Here is a 14,224-nt window from a genome sequence, read left to right on the forward strand (position 1 = left end):
GGCGAGGAACGGGTGCGCCAGCCTGCTACTGCACGGACGGATCGACACCCGCTCATATCAGCGACGAATGAGCGGCCTCACCCACGGCCGACGCTCGGGCGATTTTGAACGAGGCGTTGGCGCATCCGCTGTTGGCGGAGGCGGCTGCGGGGGCGCTTAAGCGGTTGCCTGTTCAGCGGGCTGGTCGGTAGCGGGGGGTGCGCAGGGCGGGGTTTTCGCCTCCTCCGCCCCTACCCATTCCCGTCCACCTGGGGCTCCGCCCCTAGCCCCGGGCCCGGCGCGCTGGCCCTGTCGCGTCAGCTGTCGCCCAGCGTCCTGACGTAGCGCACCTCCGGGACCGTCGCGCCGCCGACCTCCCACGGCTCCTCCGTGCCGTCCGGGGTGAAGCCCGTTTGTTCGTAGAAGTGGCGGGCTCGGGTGTTTTCCTTGAGCACCCACAGGAGCATTCGGGGGTGGCCTGCGGTGGTGCAGCGGGTCGTGGACTCTTGTAGCAGTGCGCGGCCCACGCCCTGGGAGAGGTGTCCCGGGTGGACGTAGATCGCGTACAACTCGGCCTCTCGTGTGGGGAGTTCGGCGTCTCGGTACGGGCCGTGGCAGGACCAGCCGACTAGCTTGCCGGATCTCTCCGCTACCAGGTTCACCACGCCATCGCCTGCCTGCTCGAAGTGGGAACGGCGGCGGGCTGTCTCGGTCGTGAGGTCGAGGTCGTCGAGGTAGGCCTGGGGGATCAGGCCCTTGTAGGAGTGTTGCCAGCCGCGTATGCGGATCTCGGCTACTTGCTCGCAGTCGGCGAGGGTCATTTCGCGGATGTGGATCACTCGGGAAGTATCGCGTACGCCTCTATCTCCATCAGCAACTCCGGGCGTACCAGACCTACGACCTGTACGGCCGTGGACGCCGGGAGGTGGTCGGAAGGTATGTGGGCGTCGCGGGCCGCTCGGACTGCCGGCATGTGGGCCATGTCCGTGACGTAGTAGGTCAGTTTGATGACGTCGTCGAACGTAGCCCCTGCGGCGGACAGGCAGCGGCGCAGGTTCTCGAAGGTTTGGCGGGCCTGGGCCTCAGGGTCGTTCTCGCCGACCAGCTTGCCGTTCTCGTCCAGCGCCACCTGGCCCGAGATCGCCACGAAGCGGCCCCTGCCCATGACGACATGGGCGTACGAGGAGGCGGGGGCGACCCCGTCGGGGGCGGGAATGCGGGTCAGTTCGGTCCTCATGGGTCCATCGTGGACCATGGCACTGACATCGCCCCCGACGGGCAGCCGCTGTCTACGGTTCACATGCCGAGGCTCAGCCTCGGAATCCGAGCAGGCCGTGCAGTTTCGCGCCGCGCGCCGCCGAGTCGTCCTGTGCTGTCAGCGGCTTGGGGTCCGGCAGGGCCTCGCATACCGCGTCGGCCTCGCCGTCGCTGCGCGGGACGTTGCCGGTGGACAGGTAGGTCGCCAGGTGCTTGTCCAGGCAGGTGTTCCCGGCGAGTGTGATGCCGTGGTTTCCGCCGTCCTGCTCGACCACCAGGCTTGAGTCGCGCAGCAGGTGGTGGACCGTGACACCGCCCTCGTACGGGGTGGCCGCGTCGTCGGTCGCCTGGAACAGCAGCGCCGGCGGCAGCGAGTCGTTGGCGACGTCGACCGGGTCGAGCGAATCCGTCGGCCAGAACGCGCACGGCGCGTTGTACCAGGCGTTGCTCCACGTCATGAACGGCGCCTTCCTGTGTACCTTCCAGTGGTCGTGACGCCACTCGTTCCAGTCCCGCGGCCAGGGCGCGTCACGGCACTCCACAGCGGCGTAGATGCTGTAGCCGTTGTCGCCCGCCGCGTCGACGGCGGCGAAGTTCTGGTACGCCTCGACCAGCGGGTCATCGTTCTTGTCGTTCACATAGGCCGCGAACGCCTCGGCGAGATACGGCCAGTAGCCGTTGTAGTAGCCGCCGGGGAGGTACGTGTCCTCGAGTTCGGAGGCGCCCACCTTGCCGTCCGCGGGCTTCTTCGCCAGTGCCGCCCGCATCGCGTACCACTTGGCCTCGATCTTGTCCGGATCGGTGCCGAGCTTGTACGTCGCGTTGTACTTGGCGACCCATGCCATGAACGCCTTGTGGCGGCTGTCGAAGGCGTAGTCCTGGTTGATGTTGTCGTCGTACCAGACACCGGTGGGGTCGACGACGGAGTCGAGCACCAGGCGTCGTACGCGCTCCGGGTAGAGCTTCGCGTAGACGGCGCCCAGGTAGGTGCCGTACGAGTAACCGAAGTAGTTGATCTTCTTCGCGCCGAGCGCACGCCGGATGGCGTCCATGTCACGGACCGCGCTCACCGTGTCGATGTACGGCAGCACGTCCGCGTACTTCTTGCCGCACTCCTCGGCGAAGGCCTGTGCCCGGGCGAGGTTGGCCTTCTCGAGGGCGGGGGTGCGCGGCACGGAGTCGGGGCGTACGGGCGCGAAGTGCCCGGGCCGGCAGTCCAGCGCGGGCTTGCTGTCGCCGACGCCGCGCGGGTCGAAGCCGATGACGTCGTACTGCGCCGCCACCTCCTTCGGCAGCGAGGAGGCGACGAACCCGGCGAGGGTGAGACCGCTGCCGCCGGGGCCGCCCGGGTTGACGAGGAGCGGCCCTTGGTACGTCTTGGAGGTGTGGGGGATGCGTGACAGCGCGATCGTGATGCGTTCGCTGTATGGGTTCGAGTGGTCGAGCCGCACTTTGAGGGACGCGCACTGGAGCGTCGGATAGTCCTCGGTGCCGCACTTCTTCCAGGTGAGCTTGGCCGCGTCGGCGGACCGGGTGGTGCGCTCTGCGGTCGTGGCACCCGCCTTCGCGTCGGCCGGAACCGCGGTCATCAACCCGGCCAGCACGGCGGCGGCACCGCACAGAGCGGTTGCTCTCTTCTTCATCAAGGCCTCCCAGGATGGAGGAGTTCGAGCCGTGCGCATCACGGCCCGCCCCGCATCGTCCCGGAATTGACCCTCCAGAAGGACAGGTTCTGTAAAGAGTTGACACTATTGGGCAGCGCGATGCCGCCGGATGCCGGGCAAAGGTGCTGGTCGGAGCAGGGATCGGAGCAGGGAAACGCCGGTCAGAGCAGAGTGAGTTGAGTGGGCGTCGGTATGGCCGGCTCCGGCTCGGGCTGCGGTTCGGGTCTCCCTGGCCTCGGCCCGCAGCCCGTCCAGCTCCGCGCGCTCACTCTCCCGCAGCCGACCACCGGGCGACGCCTCGGCCACCGGCCGGTCCGACGACGGTGACCCGTTACGCCTCGCCCGCGACACCCAGCTGTGCAGTGTCCCGGAATGGATGCCCAGATCCGCGGCCACCTCCGGGATCGACTTTCCGGTCTCCAACACGATCCGTACCGCCCCCTCGCGGAACTCCGCATCGTAGAGGCGCTTCTTGGATGCCATGACCCCAACTATCCCTCCGGTCACGGTCTCCACAGTAGGAGGGGAACCTCAAGGTCTCCTTCACCCAGCAGGTAGCGGCTTCTTCGCTGCACGTCAGTGCACGCCTCGACCGGCACGCGTTGGCTGAGCCCGTGCCGGAGCAACACCTCAAGGTGGGTGGCCAACCCGTGGCCAGGATCGGGAAGGGCTTCGGCAGGCTGCGCAGACCTGCCGTCACCGCACTCAACTGCCGGGCCTACTTGTAACGTTCGGCGGGCTGGCCGCACTGAGGGGGTATGAGCCATGACGACCTGCGTGCACTGTTTCTCAACTGCACGCTGAAGAAGAGCCCGGAACGCAGCCACACGCAGGGCCTGATCGACCTCAGCTCGCGGATCATGGAGAAGCAGGGCGTGCAGGTCGAGCACTTGCGGCCGATCGACCATGAGATCGCCACCGGTGTGTGGCCGGACATGACCGAGCACGGCTGGGAACGCGACGCGTGGCCGTCGGTCTACCAGCAGGTGATGGCCGCGGACATTCTCGTCATCGCCGGGCCGATCTGGCTGGGTGACAACAGCTCGGTCGCCAAGCAGGTCATCGAGCGGCTCTACGCCTGCTCCGGTCTGCTCAACGACGCCGGTCAGTACGCCTACTACGGGCGGGTGGGCGGCTGCCTGATCACCGGCAACGAGGACGGCGCCAAGCACTGCGCCATGAACGTCCTCTACAGCCTGCAGCACCTGGGATACACGATCCCGCCGCAGGCGGACGCGGGCTGGATCGGGGAGGCCGGGCCCGGCCCTTCCTATCTCGATCCGGGCTCCGGCGGTCCCGGCAACGACTTCACCAACAGGAACACCACGTTCATGACGTGGAACCTGCTGCATCTGGCCCGGCTGCTCAAGGACGCCGGTGGCGTTCCGGCGCACGGGAACCAGCGGTCGCAGTGGGACGCCGGGTGCCGGTTCGACTTCGAGAACCCCGAATACCGCTAAACCAGCCAAGTCAGCAACGAAAGGCCGAAAATGACCTCCGAGACCGTCCCGACCTGTGCCTATCCCGGCTGCACCAATGCGCCCGAGCCACCCGCACCCGGTGCGCAGGGTCCGGCGCCCCGCTATTGCCGGCACCCCGAGCACAACGCGCTCGGGGCGTTCAGGAAGTTCCGCGCCAAGCGGACACAGCGCAAGGAGGACAAGCGCTCGGTAGCCGCAGCCAAGAAGGCGGCCAAGGAAGAAGCGAAGAGTGCCCAGGCGCCGGTCGCCGAGCATTCGTCGCCCGCCTCCTTCGGGCAGGCGCCCGCCGCCGACGTCGTGTCCACGGACTTCGGACAGGCTCCCGCCGCCGATGCGTTGGAGGCGGCGCCGATGGCAGCCGTATCTGACGAACTCGCAATGGCGGGCGTCGACAGCACCTCTGCCGCGCAGTCACGCGACGCCCTCGTCGCGCTCATCAACCAGCTCGCCACCGACCTGCCCGCCTACATCGAAGAGTTGGCGATCATCACGGACTCCGCGGCAGCCGAGGCCCGGATCGAGACCGTCTCCCGCGCCTCCGCGCAGCGCATCCTGGCCGCCGAGCAGCGCGCCACGCTCGCTGAGGAGGCGGGCGACATGGCCGTCGCCGAACTCGACGCCGCAGAGCAGAAGTTCGCTGAGGAGACCGCTGCGATCCGCGCGGACACGGCCCGCCAGGTGGCAGACGCCGAATTCGTCCGGGCCGAGCTGGAGCGCTACCGCGAGCGGGTCGGCATGCTCGAGGTCAGGTTCGACGGCATCCGCGACGAGGCCGATGAGCTGCGCCGCGAGAAGACCACGCTCTCCATCGAACTCGAGCGCCTGCGCCCCGCGAAGCAGGACTGACGGGTCAGCCTTCGGCACACCGGGGCAGGGTCTGCGGCCGGCCGACTTCGGCACACGCTCCTGCTCGATCCGGCCTTCGCCTTTACCACCCGGTGAAGGCGGAGGCCCAGCTCATTGACTTACTGAAACGGAAATCCTCATGTGCCGAACCAAGCGCCCCGTCCTCTGGATCACCGCCGCTGTGGTCGTCGTGGCAGCTTTCGGGCTTTACCTCTTCCAGCCCTGGCGGCTGCTTACCACGAACCGCGTGGATGAGGCGGCTCCAGTGGCCACTGGCCGGCAAGGGGCCGCGGTGGCCGAGCAGTTGGCGAACGGTGACTTCATCTCCCACGAGCACGACACCAGCGGCTCAGTGGAGATCCTGCAGCTCGCGGACGGGAACACGACGCTGCGTCTGGCGGACCTGCGCACCTCCGACGGCCCGGCCCTGCACGTATGGCTCAGCGACCAGCCGGTCAAGCAGGACGGCGGCGGCAACCTCGACGACGGCCGGCACGTCGACCTCGGAGACCTCAAGGGCAACGAGGGCAACCAGAACTACGCGATCCCGGCGGGCACCGACCTGAACACGTTCTCCACGGTCACGGTCTGGTGCGAACGCTTCAGCGTGTCGTTCGGGGCGGCCGAGCTCACGCAAGCCACCTGACGGAGAAAGCGGAGGAAGCGGAGCGGGTGGCCATCGCCACCCGCTCCACGGCTTTCCAGATCCGGACAGGACTCACGACACCAGAATGGGAATGAGCAGGGCCACGCAAGTGATCAGGCTCCACAAAGCGGGCGCCGCGCTCAGCGTCTGCTCCTGACGCGCGGCCGCCCGGACCGCGGTCGCCTTACTGCGGGTCAGGTGCCACGGGCTGACCCGCTCCTCCAGCCGCTGGTACACCAGGCCGAGCACGGCGCCATATGCGAGGTGACCGACCAGGGAGGGGAAGGACAGGGCCAGCGCGACGTCGCTCCACTGGGGTGCGACGCCGAGCAGCACGGGAAGCAGCGTCAGATTCCCCAGGAACCACCAGAGGAAACCGTAGGACACACCCCAGCCGATCCCGGACGCCGGATCGAAGCTGCGGCGGCGGAAGAAGATCGCGTAGGTGACTCCGACGACCTGGGAGATCAGCAGGTGGATGACGAGGCCCACGACCGCGGACTCCGAGCCGATCAGGGCGGCAACAACCGGCAGGAATCCAACGGCGACCATGACACCGGTGAAGATCACGCCGCCGGCCAGCCCGGCGATGACGCCGTGCCAGATCGAGATCACCCGCCCACCGGCGAGGCGTGCGTCCTGGGCGTGCCGTACATCGTCGGAGAACACCGCCCGCGACAGGCCGCCCAGCCAGCAGGTGAGCAGGGCCGTACCGGCACCGAGCAGCACATAGCCGGGCAGCGACTCCACGGCGTCGCGCACCGCGGCCGGCGCCCAGTCCAGCCGGCGGCCGTCCAGCAGCGGCGGGATCGTCACCGCCGCGAGCACCCACCAGGCGAAGCCGAAGGCGGTGCCGCGGATCAGGGCGGGGCCGCTGCCCTCGTCGCGGTCGCCGAAGACCACCGCGTAGGAGGCGCCGACCAGCGCGCCGACGATCAGCCCGTTCCAGCCGAGGCCGAGCACCGGGGAGACGAGCAGCCCGGCGGCCGAGGCACGCACCACGAGACCGGGTCTGAACTGCCGCTCCCCGCCCGACAGCAGGGCCAGAACGGCGGCCGTGACCGCTCCGTAGGCCAGGTGACCGAGCAGGCTGGGGACCAGTTCCTGCGCCGTTGCCACGTCCCAGGCCACCGGCCTGCCCAGCAGAACAGGCAACAGCGTCAGCGGCCCGAGGAACCACCACAGCACGCCGTACGCCAGCCCCCAGAACAGCAACTCGCGCTGCCGACACACGAGCACACCGAAGATGCTCCCGATGATCGCCGCGATCAGCAGGTGGACGGCGAAGCCCACGGCGGACGAGTCGGTCCTGACGAGCGCCGCGACGGTGGGCAGGTACCCGATCAGCGTCATCACCCAGCCGAAGACCAGCCCTCCCGCGAGGCCGGCGAGGGCTCCGAAGCCGGCGTTACGCATGACGGTCATCCTTGGTCGAGAGGGCGATGTCCCTGGGGAAGACCAGGTCGAGGGTCCAGTCGGCGAGTACGCGCAGCCGTTTCTCCGCACTGGGCAGCTTGCTCAGGTAGACCGAGCGCCACAGCACCCAGGCGAGGAAACCGGAGATCTGCCGGCCGCCGATCTCGCCGGCCGCCGTGCGGTGCCCGAGCGAGACCAGCACGCCGAGCCCGCCGAAGCGGAACGGGACCGGACGGCGTCCGACGAGGACCGCGGCGATGTTCTTGGCCACCGCCTTGCCCTCGCGGATCGCGTGCTGCGCGGTCGGAGGGTGGAACCCGCTCACCGGATCGGGAATCCTCGCGCAGTCGCCCAGCGCCCACAGGCCGGGCATACCCGGGACCTGAAGGGTGGGATCCACGACGAGAGGCGCCTGCGTGATCTGCTGGACCAGCGGGTTCGGCCGGTTGCCCGCCGTCCAGGCCAGGGTGCGGGTGGGGATGGACTCGCCGGAGTCGAGCGTGATGTCCTCGGCGGTGGCCTTGGTCACCCGGGCGCCGAGGCGGAACTCTATGCCGCGTCCGTCGAGCTTGCGCTGCGCGTACAGACCGAGCTTCGGCGACAGCTCCGGCAGCAGCCGCTCACCCGCGTGCACGATCACGAACCTCGGCCGCAGCCCGTGCAGACGCGGATAGAAGTGGAGCACGTCGTGCACCAGGTCGAACAGTTCGGCGACCAGTTCCGTCCCGGCGAATCCGCCGCCTGCCACCACGAACGTCAGCAGTCTGGCCTGCTCGGCCGGGTCCGGCTCGAGGTCGGCCCGCTCCAGCGCGCGAAGCACCTGGTTACGGAGTCCGGTGGCGTCCTCGACGGACTTCATCGGGAAGGCGTGCTCGCCAACTCCCGGCAGGTCGAAGAAGTGCGGCACCGCGCCGACTGCCAGGACCAGCTCGTCGTACGGCACGCGGACCATCCCCTCCTGGCCGGCGGAGACGTACGCATTGCGCGTCCGCGTGTCGATCGAGACCACCCGCCCGTGGAGAAAGGAGGCCTGGTTGAGCCCGGCCCGCACCGGGGCGCTGACGTGCCTGGCCTCCACCGTGCTGGAGGCGACGCCGACCAGCAGGGGGGTGAACAGCAGGAAGTTCGAGTCGCTGATCAGCGTCACATGGGCATCGAGCCCGCGGGCGAGGCGTCGGTCCAGTTCGCGCGCGGCCCCCACCCCGCCGAAACCACCACCGACGATCACCACGTGGGGTTTGGCCCGCTGGGACACCGGCCGAGGGGGGCTCAAGGCCGACAGGACGTGGAAGGCGAGCCCGGCGAGCGCGCCGAACAGGGCGGCGCCCACGAGCTCGGGGAAGCGCGACACTGCCACCTCGATCGTCCACGACGGCGTCTTCCCCTCCATCGCGGGAGCGAGGGTGAGTGTCCAGGTCACCCAGTCGAGCAGGCCGATGAGCAGACCCACCGAGAAGGCCGAGCCGTTGCTCTGCCTGTGGTCGCCGATGAGGAGGCCGAGCACCGCTCCCAGCACCACCATGTGCGCCGCCCACGGGATCCACGACGGGTTCGTCACGACCCCCACGAGCGCGCCGGCGGGCAGTGCGGCGATGATGCCGAACAAGAGTCTTCTGAGGAGAGTCATAGATGTCTCCGGTAGTCACATCACCTCCGCCCAGGGGAGAGGGCGAAGGCCATACGAGATTCGGGGGGCTCCAACGCCCACTTCAGACGTTCAGAGCAGGCGGACCGCTCGAGCGTTACAAGACCACCGGTGAGAGACGCGACTGCGAGGATCGTCCACACATGGCGTGGATCCCGCGTGCCGGACGGCTGGCTGACCGGCCGTCCGGCACGGACCGGCCGGCTTGTCGCGGCCGAGGTCGCCCACGAGGGGTGGGGGCTACGCGCTGCGGCATCAGCGACAAGCGGAACGGGTTGGAGAGCCGGTGTGGTGAAGGCCGGATGCCAGCCCGGTAGGGAACGTTGACAAGCCTGGCGGGTCAAGCCCTTGGGGTTCTTGCCTGTGGAGTCGGCAGGTGGGTGTCGACGTATGGTGTGCGTGCCCTGCCACGGCCGCTGGGAGACGCTGTCCGGGAGTGGGCAAGCCGTCAACGGCTCCCCATACGGGCGTACTACCGCTGCCAGTCCCGGAAAGCGGTGAGCAGTTGCTGCCTGGCCTCCGGTGAGATGTCGTCCGGGGTCAGTTCGCCGGTCGTGGCGATCGTCTGACGGAACTGATCGAGGTAGCTCTCGCACCCGGAGCATTCCGGCAGGTGCTCGATGAAGCGCCGCTCGTCCTCTTCGGGGAGGGCGCCCTCGAGGAACTCGGTCACCAGCTCTACGAAGTCATCGCAGTTCACGCTCGTCCCCTCCCGCCCGCGACATGATGGGTACCGGACAAGTACTCCTCCAGCTTACGGCGTAACAAGGCCCTGGCCCGATGGAGGAGGACGCGTTGGTTTCCAGGCGAGATCTCCAGCAGGGAACACACTTCCTCCGAGCCGTACCCGGCGACATCGCGAAGGGTGATCACCGTGCGGAGGCGGGGTGGGAGTTCGTCGATCGCCTCCGTGATCACCTCGCGGACTTCGCCGCGCAGCACATGGTCCTCGGGAATGTGCCAGGGACGCGGTTCCTGCCCGACGGCCCAGTGTCCGGCGTATTCCTCGCCGGGGGCGCGGAACCGTGAGGCGTCCACCGTCGGCCCTTCTTCCTCCGGCAACAGGCTGGCGAAGGGAACGGTCCTGCTCTCCTTTGTGCCGCGCGCCTTGGCCGTGTTGACCAGGATCCGGTACACCCAGGTCTTCAGGGTTGAACGGCCTTCGAAGTCGCTGATCCCCCTGATGACCGCCAGCCATGTGTCCTGGACGGCCTCCTCCGCGGAGGCCTTGGTCGACACGAACGACATGGCCAGCCTGAGCATGCTGCCTGACCAGGCGTTTAGCACCAGAGCGAACGTCTCCTCGTCACCGTCACGCAGCCGCTGGACCAGGACCTGATCCGGGGGCAGTTCGCGTGCGCCCGCCATTCGTCTCTCCTTGCCGACTGTCAACTGGGAGCGTCAGCCTAGAGCAGTTCAGTGAGTGCGATTCGTATGTAGCGCGTTTGTTCATGTCCCGGTAAGGACATTCGCGGCCAGGAGACTGGGCGGCAGCGGGTCTGTCAGTCTCGCCGCAAGGCGCGGAACGCGCCGAGCAGTTGGTCGCGCGCTTCGGTGGGCAGGCTCTGGCCTGGCAGCGCATCCAGGATCGCGATGGTCTGCCTGAACTGGTCGAGATAGGTCTCGCAGCCGTCGCATTCCGTCAGGTGCACGAGGCAACGCAGCTCGGTCGGCTCATGCATGGAGCCATCGAGGAAGGTGGTCACCAGCTCAACGAACTCATCGCAGTTCATGAAACCTGCCTGTTCTCGCTCAGTGGACGGACGGTCGACTCCTCAGCCGGGCATCCCACCGAGCGGCCAGGTAGGCGCCCGGGTCGGGGACGGCAAGCCGTGCCGGGTGCGCCGCTCTGGACGAGAGGGAGGCAACTCGCAGGTGCGCAACGGGCGCTGCTGGTCGAGTACGATCAGGGGCGCAGAAACGATACCGCGTCGGACGGCGACCGGCCCGAGCGGCTTGCCGAACTCGCGTCGAGGCCGTAGCCCGAGACTACCCGCTCCCGTCACGACAGTGGACAGGACGTCCTCGGCGAGCCGGGATGGGCCGGCCTTCTCACGCCCGCCGACCGGCGGGGCCTGACCCTCGCTGTTCTGGTCCCACATCCGCCCCTACGGGGAGGTGAACCTCGACTTGGACGTCCGCCTGAACCTCACCGCGGTCACCGTGCGGACGGCATCGGCGTCCGGTCGGCCAAACCTGGAGGATGACCAGCTGGAGTTCACTGAGGGGGCGCTCGTCAATGCGTACAGCGACACCCGCCAGGTCCTGTGGGACGCCGGGCGTCCGCCCAACCCCGCGACCGTGGTGCGGGAGGTCGACACGGTCGCCCGCTTCGCGCCGGCCGCGCCTCGAAGCGGTGCACCGCATGGGCCGCGCCTGTGAACGGCATAGACGGCATACACCTGTTCACCTTCAAACCGATCAAGAGCGGTGTGCTCGCCACCTGTGCGACATTCCGCGAGTTCCTCTGAGCCCTGCTGAGTCCTTGTCTACGTGGCCAGGGTGTTCTGTCCCCTTGGGGTGTTCTTTAAGGCGGCGGGACCGCCCGTTCGGAGCCCGCGTTGAGCATCTGGAGAATCCGCCGCGACTGCCGTCTGAAACGCGACGGCGTTCACCGCTCCGTGCTCGGCATCGCCCGCCTGCCCAACCTCTGCCAGCGCCCCTGGGTGCCGGGCTCGAAATGCATCGGTCCCTAGTGATTTCCCTAGTTCCCATTGCCGCATCGTTGACACGACTGGGCCAGATCACCCAGACTCAAATCCGGTGCCGCCACTGAATCCCTGGATAACTCTGGATTCCGGGTTATGTGAAACTCGGGAATAGCATACCGGTGGCTTGCAGGGATGCTGGGTGATCACGGGCTTTTACATAAGTCTCAGCTTTTGCGCAAGCCTCCCAGCGTCGAGATTTCACTGCAGGCGAAGTGAAGCAGAAGGGTCATAAATCGTTGATCTCCGGCCGACAGTGCCGTCGCGGCTAGCGAAGTCCGTATTTTCTGATCCGGGCTGTCCCGCCACTCATGTCGATCCGAATGAGCGCGAAATCCGCGAAATCGAATTCCGAGCACGGTGACGCCCGCACCAGTCCTTTGCCGTCCACCGAGAAGAAGCTATCCGTGACCACCCTGCCCGACGTCGTACGGTCCGCGACAAGCACAGTCGCGCACGAACTCACCACAGATACGCTGCTCCAGCTGGCCAACCGAGAGATCGCCGCGATTCACGTGCGCAGCTATTACGCGATCGAGATCGCGGCCGAGGCCGCCAAGAAAGCAATCAATCTGCGGAGATACGAATCCGCGACGTGGACGACGATCGTGACGTCCCGCCCGGCCAGATCGGCTAGGTGTGCGTGCGGAGCCCGTCCACCATGCTCGGCTACTGCCGCGAACCGGAGTTGACCGCCGTGACCATCCGCGACGGCTGGGTGCACACCGGCGACCTCGGTTCCCTCGACGAGAACGGCTGTCTGCGCCTGCACGGCCGGATGGGCGAGGTGATGAAGACCAACGGCATCAAGGTCCATCCCACGGATGTGGAGAACGCGCTGCTGACCCATCCGGAGGTCGCCCAGGCCGCGGTGTACCGCGTGGTCGACGACGACCGCGTGGAGCACATCCACGCCGCCGTCGTGGTGCGGCCGGGCAGCACCGCCGATTCCGGGACGCTGGTCGGTCACGTCGCTGCCGAGCTGTCCCCGAAGCACGTACCGGCCGTGGTGACGTTCTACGACACGCTCCCCCTCACCGGTGCCGGCAAGCCGGACAAACAGAGGCTGGCCACGCGGCACAGCGGTGCGGCATGACACTCACCGCCGCGCCCGTACTGGCCGACTCCGCCGAGCGACGCCCCGACCACCCCGCACTTCCCGATGGCGTACTGCGGGGTGTTGGCAGGCCCGACTGCGTCACCCCGGCCGGAACCGAGGACGTGGACTCGCTCGTCGATGCGAAAAGCCGTGACCGACATGCGTAAGCCGGCTCTGCAGCAACCTGACTGGGACGACCCGTCACAGGTACGGCGCATCCGGGAGGTACTGGCCGCACGCCCGCCGCTGGTCAAGGTGGAGGACGTGCGCGTGCTGCGGACGCTGCTGGCCCAGGTGGCCCGGGGCGAAGCCCTGGTGGTGCAGGCCGGGGACTGCGCCGAGAACCCGGATGAGTGCGACGCCGAGTTCGTGTCGCGCAAATCCGCGGTGGTCGACCTGCTCGCCGCGACGCTGAAGACGGTCACCTACAAGCCGGTCGTACGGGTCGGACGCATCGCGGGCCAGTTCGCCAAGCCGCGGTCCAGGCCCTTCGAACGGATCGGAGATCTGGAACTGCCGGTCTACCGGGGCCACATGATCAACGGTCCGGAGCATGACCCGGAAAGCCGTCGGCACGACCCGATGCGCCTGCTGACCTCGTACATGACGGCCTGCGACGTCATGGAGCACCTGGGCTGGCGCGGGCCCGCGGCCCTGGGGCACCAGCCCCTGATCGAGCCCCGGTTGTGGACGAGCCATGAGGCCCTCGTCCTCGACTACGAAGTGCCCATGATCCGTGAGCTGGGTGACGGGCGCCGCTGGCTCGGCTCCACGCACTGGCCGTGGATCGGCGAGCGGACCCGCCAACTGGACGGCGCTCACCTGGACCTCGTCACCGGCATCGTCAACCCGGTCGCCGTGAAAGTCGGTCCGACCGCCACCCTGGAGGAGATCACCCTCCTGTGCGAACGGCTCGATCCGCTGCGGGAACCGGGCCGGCTCACCCTCATCGCACGGATGGGCGCCGAGACGGTCGCCGACCGGCTGCCCGCGCTCGTGGAGGCGGTCCGGATGGCCGGTCATCCCGTGATCTGGCTCAGCGACCCCATGCACGGCAACACCGTGGTCGGCCCTGACGGACACAAGACCCGCCTGTTGGAGACCATGGCACGGGAGATCCGGGGATTCCTCCGGGCCGTGACCGACGTCGGCGGCACGGCGGGCGGACTGCACCTTGAGACCACCCCCGATGACGTCCTCGAATGCGCCGAGGACGTCTCCGTGTACGAGGGGAAGGCCGTCCGCCGTACCAGCCTGTGCGACCCCCGGCTCAATCCGGAACAGGCTGTTTCGCTGGTCTCCGCCTGGTCCGACGGGGACGTCCGGCTCACCGCGTCGGGAGACGGGTCACGGATGGACCGGGAAGCGCAGACAATGCCGGGCGGACGGTCGCTGCCTGGCGGGCCGGAGTACAAGGAGTCCAAGGCCCGGAACCGCTCCGCATTGCGGCTCAACCAGACCTAGGGTGACCGTCCCATCGCTA

General features: G+C 68.1%; 17 protein-coding genes. 8 read left to right on the forward strand and 9 right to left on the reverse strand.

The window, feature by feature from the left end:
* Positions 1-296 precede the first annotated feature (296 nt).
* The 4 genes from G6048_RS13880 to G6048_RS49485 form a co-directional block, all read right to left on the reverse strand.
* Complete coding sequence (locus G6048_RS13880) at positions 297-800, reverse strand: GNAT family N-acetyltransferase (RefSeq protein ID WP_165339867.1); 504 nt, start codon at positions 798-800, stop codon at positions 297-299.
* 14 nt (positions 801-814) lie between these two features.
* Positions 815-1,216, reverse strand: a complete 402-nt coding sequence (locus tag G6048_RS13885) for a RidA family protein (RefSeq protein WP_235989740.1) — start codon at positions 1,214-1,216, stop codon at positions 815-817.
* A 73-nt stretch (positions 1,217-1,289) separates the two neighbouring features.
* Positions 1,290-2,879 carry an alpha/beta hydrolase gene (locus G6048_RS13890; RefSeq protein ID WP_165339832.1) on the reverse strand — a complete coding sequence of 530 codons (1,590 nt, stop codon included), beginning with the start codon at positions 2,877-2,879 and terminating at the stop codon, positions 1,290-1,292.
* Between the two features lie 105 nt (positions 2,880-2,984).
* A complete protein-coding gene (locus G6048_RS49485) occupies positions 2,985-3,383 on the reverse strand; it encodes a transposase (RefSeq protein WP_235989747.1) in 399 nt (132 codons plus the stop codon).
* A gap of 275 nt (positions 3,384-3,658) precedes the next feature.
* Between G6048_RS49485 and G6048_RS13900 the strand changes: the two genes are divergently transcribed.
* The 3 genes from G6048_RS13900 (at position 3,659) to G6048_RS13910 (ending at position 5,873) form a co-directional block, all read left to right on the forward strand.
* On the forward strand, positions 3,659-4,360 hold the full coding sequence (locus G6048_RS13900; RefSeq protein ID WP_165339833.1) for a flavodoxin family protein: 702 nt from the start codon (positions 3,659-3,661) through the stop codon (positions 4,358-4,360).
* A gap of 30 nt (positions 4,361-4,390) precedes the next feature.
* Positions 4,391-5,227 (forward strand): hypothetical protein, encoded by an 837-nt coding sequence (locus G6048_RS13905; protein ID WP_165339834.1) that lies wholly within the window; start codon positions 4,391-4,393, stop codon positions 5,225-5,227.
* Positions 5,228-5,366: 139 nt separating this feature from the next.
* On the forward strand, positions 5,367-5,873 hold the full coding sequence (locus G6048_RS13910; protein ID WP_165339835.1) for a DM13 domain-containing protein: 507 nt from the start codon (positions 5,367-5,369) through the stop codon (positions 5,871-5,873).
* 72 nt (positions 5,874-5,945) lie between these two features.
* Here the strand turns inward: G6048_RS13910 and G6048_RS48670 are convergent, their stop codons facing one another.
* From G6048_RS48670 to G6048_RS13935, 5 genes are all read right to left on the reverse strand, one after another.
* Positions 5,946-7,289, reverse strand: coding sequence for a hypothetical protein (locus tag G6048_RS48670; protein WP_206341576.1), 1,344 nt, complete (start codon positions 7,287-7,289; stop codon positions 5,946-5,948).
* On the reverse strand, positions 7,282-8,916 hold the full coding sequence (locus tag G6048_RS13920) for an NAD(P)/FAD-dependent oxidoreductase (protein WP_165339836.1): 1,635 nt from the start codon (positions 8,914-8,916) through the stop codon (positions 7,282-7,284). The genes G6048_RS48670 and G6048_RS13920 overlap by 8 nt, the downstream gene beginning before the upstream one ends.
* 490 nt (positions 8,917-9,406) lie before the next feature.
* On the reverse strand, positions 9,407-9,634 hold the full coding sequence (locus G6048_RS13925) for an anti-sigma factor family protein (protein WP_165339837.1): 228 nt from the start codon (positions 9,632-9,634) through the stop codon (positions 9,407-9,409).
* Positions 9,631-10,302 carry an RNA polymerase sigma factor gene (locus G6048_RS13930; protein ID WP_165339838.1) on the reverse strand — a complete coding sequence of 224 codons (672 nt, stop codon included), beginning with the start codon at positions 10,300-10,302 and terminating at the stop codon, positions 9,631-9,633. The genes G6048_RS13925 and G6048_RS13930 overlap by 4 nt, the downstream gene beginning before the upstream one ends.
* A 134-nt stretch (positions 10,303-10,436) precedes the next feature.
* Entirely contained in the window at positions 10,437-10,667 is a 231-nt protein-coding gene (locus G6048_RS13935; RefSeq protein ID WP_165339839.1) for an anti-sigma factor family protein, read from the reverse strand.
* A gap of 385 nt (positions 10,668-11,052) precedes the next feature.
* On the opposite strand from G6048_RS13935, the gene G6048_RS13940 reads away from it, so the two are divergent.
* The 5 genes from G6048_RS13940 (at position 11,053) to G6048_RS13960 (ending at position 14,205) form a co-directional block, all read left to right on the forward strand.
* On the forward strand, positions 11,053-11,316 hold the full coding sequence (locus G6048_RS13940) for a hypothetical protein (protein ID WP_165339840.1): 264 nt from the start codon (positions 11,053-11,055) through the stop codon (positions 11,314-11,316).
* Positions 11,317-12,049: 733 nt separating this feature from the next.
* Positions 12,050-12,334, forward strand: coding sequence for a hypothetical protein (locus G6048_RS13945; protein ID WP_165339831.1), 285 nt, complete (start codon positions 12,050-12,052; stop codon positions 12,332-12,334).
* A complete protein-coding gene (locus tag G6048_RS13950; RefSeq protein ID WP_328825898.1) occupies positions 12,304-12,738 on the forward strand; it encodes an ANL family adenylate-forming protein in 435 nt (144 codons plus the stop codon). Before G6048_RS13945 ends, G6048_RS13950 begins: the two co-directional genes overlap by 31 nt.
* Positions 12,735-12,908 carry a hypothetical protein gene (locus G6048_RS13955; protein ID WP_165339841.1) on the forward strand — a complete coding sequence of 58 codons (174 nt, stop codon included), beginning with the start codon at positions 12,735-12,737 and terminating at the stop codon, positions 12,906-12,908. Before G6048_RS13950 ends, G6048_RS13955 begins: the two co-directional genes overlap by 4 nt.
* Positions 12,880-14,205, forward strand: a complete 1,326-nt coding sequence (locus G6048_RS13960; protein WP_165339842.1) for a 3-deoxy-7-phosphoheptulonate synthase — start codon at positions 12,880-12,882, stop codon at positions 14,203-14,205. The genes G6048_RS13955 and G6048_RS13960 overlap by 29 nt, the downstream gene beginning before the upstream one ends.
* Positions 14,206-14,224 lie beyond the last annotated feature (19 nt).

It is taken from the genome of Streptomyces ureilyticus, from assembly GCF_011045025.1.
GTDB lineage: Bacteria > Actinomycetota > Actinomycetes > Streptomycetales > Streptomycetaceae > Streptomyces > Streptomyces ureilyticus.

Excerpts from the sequence above, each read along its gene's own strand:
- G6048_RS13880 (WP_165339867.1), bottom strand. The coding sequence starts at position 800 with ATGACCCTCGCCGACTGCGAGCAAGTAGCCGAGATCCGCATACGCGGC.
- G6048_RS13885 (WP_235989740.1), bottom strand. The coding sequence starts at position 1,216 with ATGAGGACCGAACTGACCCGCATTCCCGCCCCCGACGGGGTCGCCCCC.
- G6048_RS13890 (WP_165339832.1), bottom strand. The coding sequence starts at position 2,879 with ATGAAGAAGAGAGCAACCGCTCTGTGCGGTGCCGCCGCCGTGCTGGCC.
- G6048_RS49485 (WP_235989747.1), bottom strand. The coding sequence starts at position 3,383 with ATGGCATCCAAGAAGCGCCTCTACGATGCGGAGTTCCGCGAGGGGGCG.
- G6048_RS13900 (WP_165339833.1), top strand. The coding sequence starts at position 3,659 with ATGAGCCATGACGACCTGCGTGCACTGTTTCTCAACTGCACGCTGAAG.
- G6048_RS13905 (WP_165339834.1), top strand. The coding sequence starts at position 4,391 with ATGACCTCCGAGACCGTCCCGACCTGTGCCTATCCCGGCTGCACCAAT.
- G6048_RS13910 (WP_165339835.1), top strand. The coding sequence starts at position 5,367 with ATGTGCCGAACCAAGCGCCCCGTCCTCTGGATCACCGCCGCTGTGGTC.
- G6048_RS48670 (WP_206341576.1), bottom strand. The coding sequence starts at position 7,289 with ATGCGTAACGCCGGCTTCGGAGCCCTCGCCGGCCTCGCGGGAGGGCTG.
- G6048_RS13920 (WP_165339836.1), bottom strand. The coding sequence starts at position 8,916 with ATGACTCTCCTCAGAAGACTCTTGTTCGGCATCATCGCCGCACTGCCC.
- G6048_RS13930 (WP_165339838.1), bottom strand. The coding sequence starts at position 10,302 with ATGGCGGGCGCACGCGAACTGCCCCCGGATCAGGTCCTGGTCCAGCGG.
- G6048_RS13935 (WP_165339839.1), bottom strand. The coding sequence starts at position 10,667 with ATGAACTGCGATGAGTTCGTTGAGCTGGTGACCACCTTCCTCGATGGC.
- G6048_RS13950 (WP_328825898.1), top strand. The coding sequence starts at position 12,304 with ATGCTCGGCTACTGCCGCGAACCGGAGTTGACCGCCGTGACCATCCGC.
- G6048_RS13955 (WP_165339841.1), top strand. The coding sequence starts at position 12,735 with ATGACACTCACCGCCGCGCCCGTACTGGCCGACTCCGCCGAGCGACGC.
- G6048_RS13960 (WP_165339842.1), top strand. The coding sequence starts at position 12,880 with ATGCGAAAAGCCGTGACCGACATGCGTAAGCCGGCTCTGCAGCAACCT.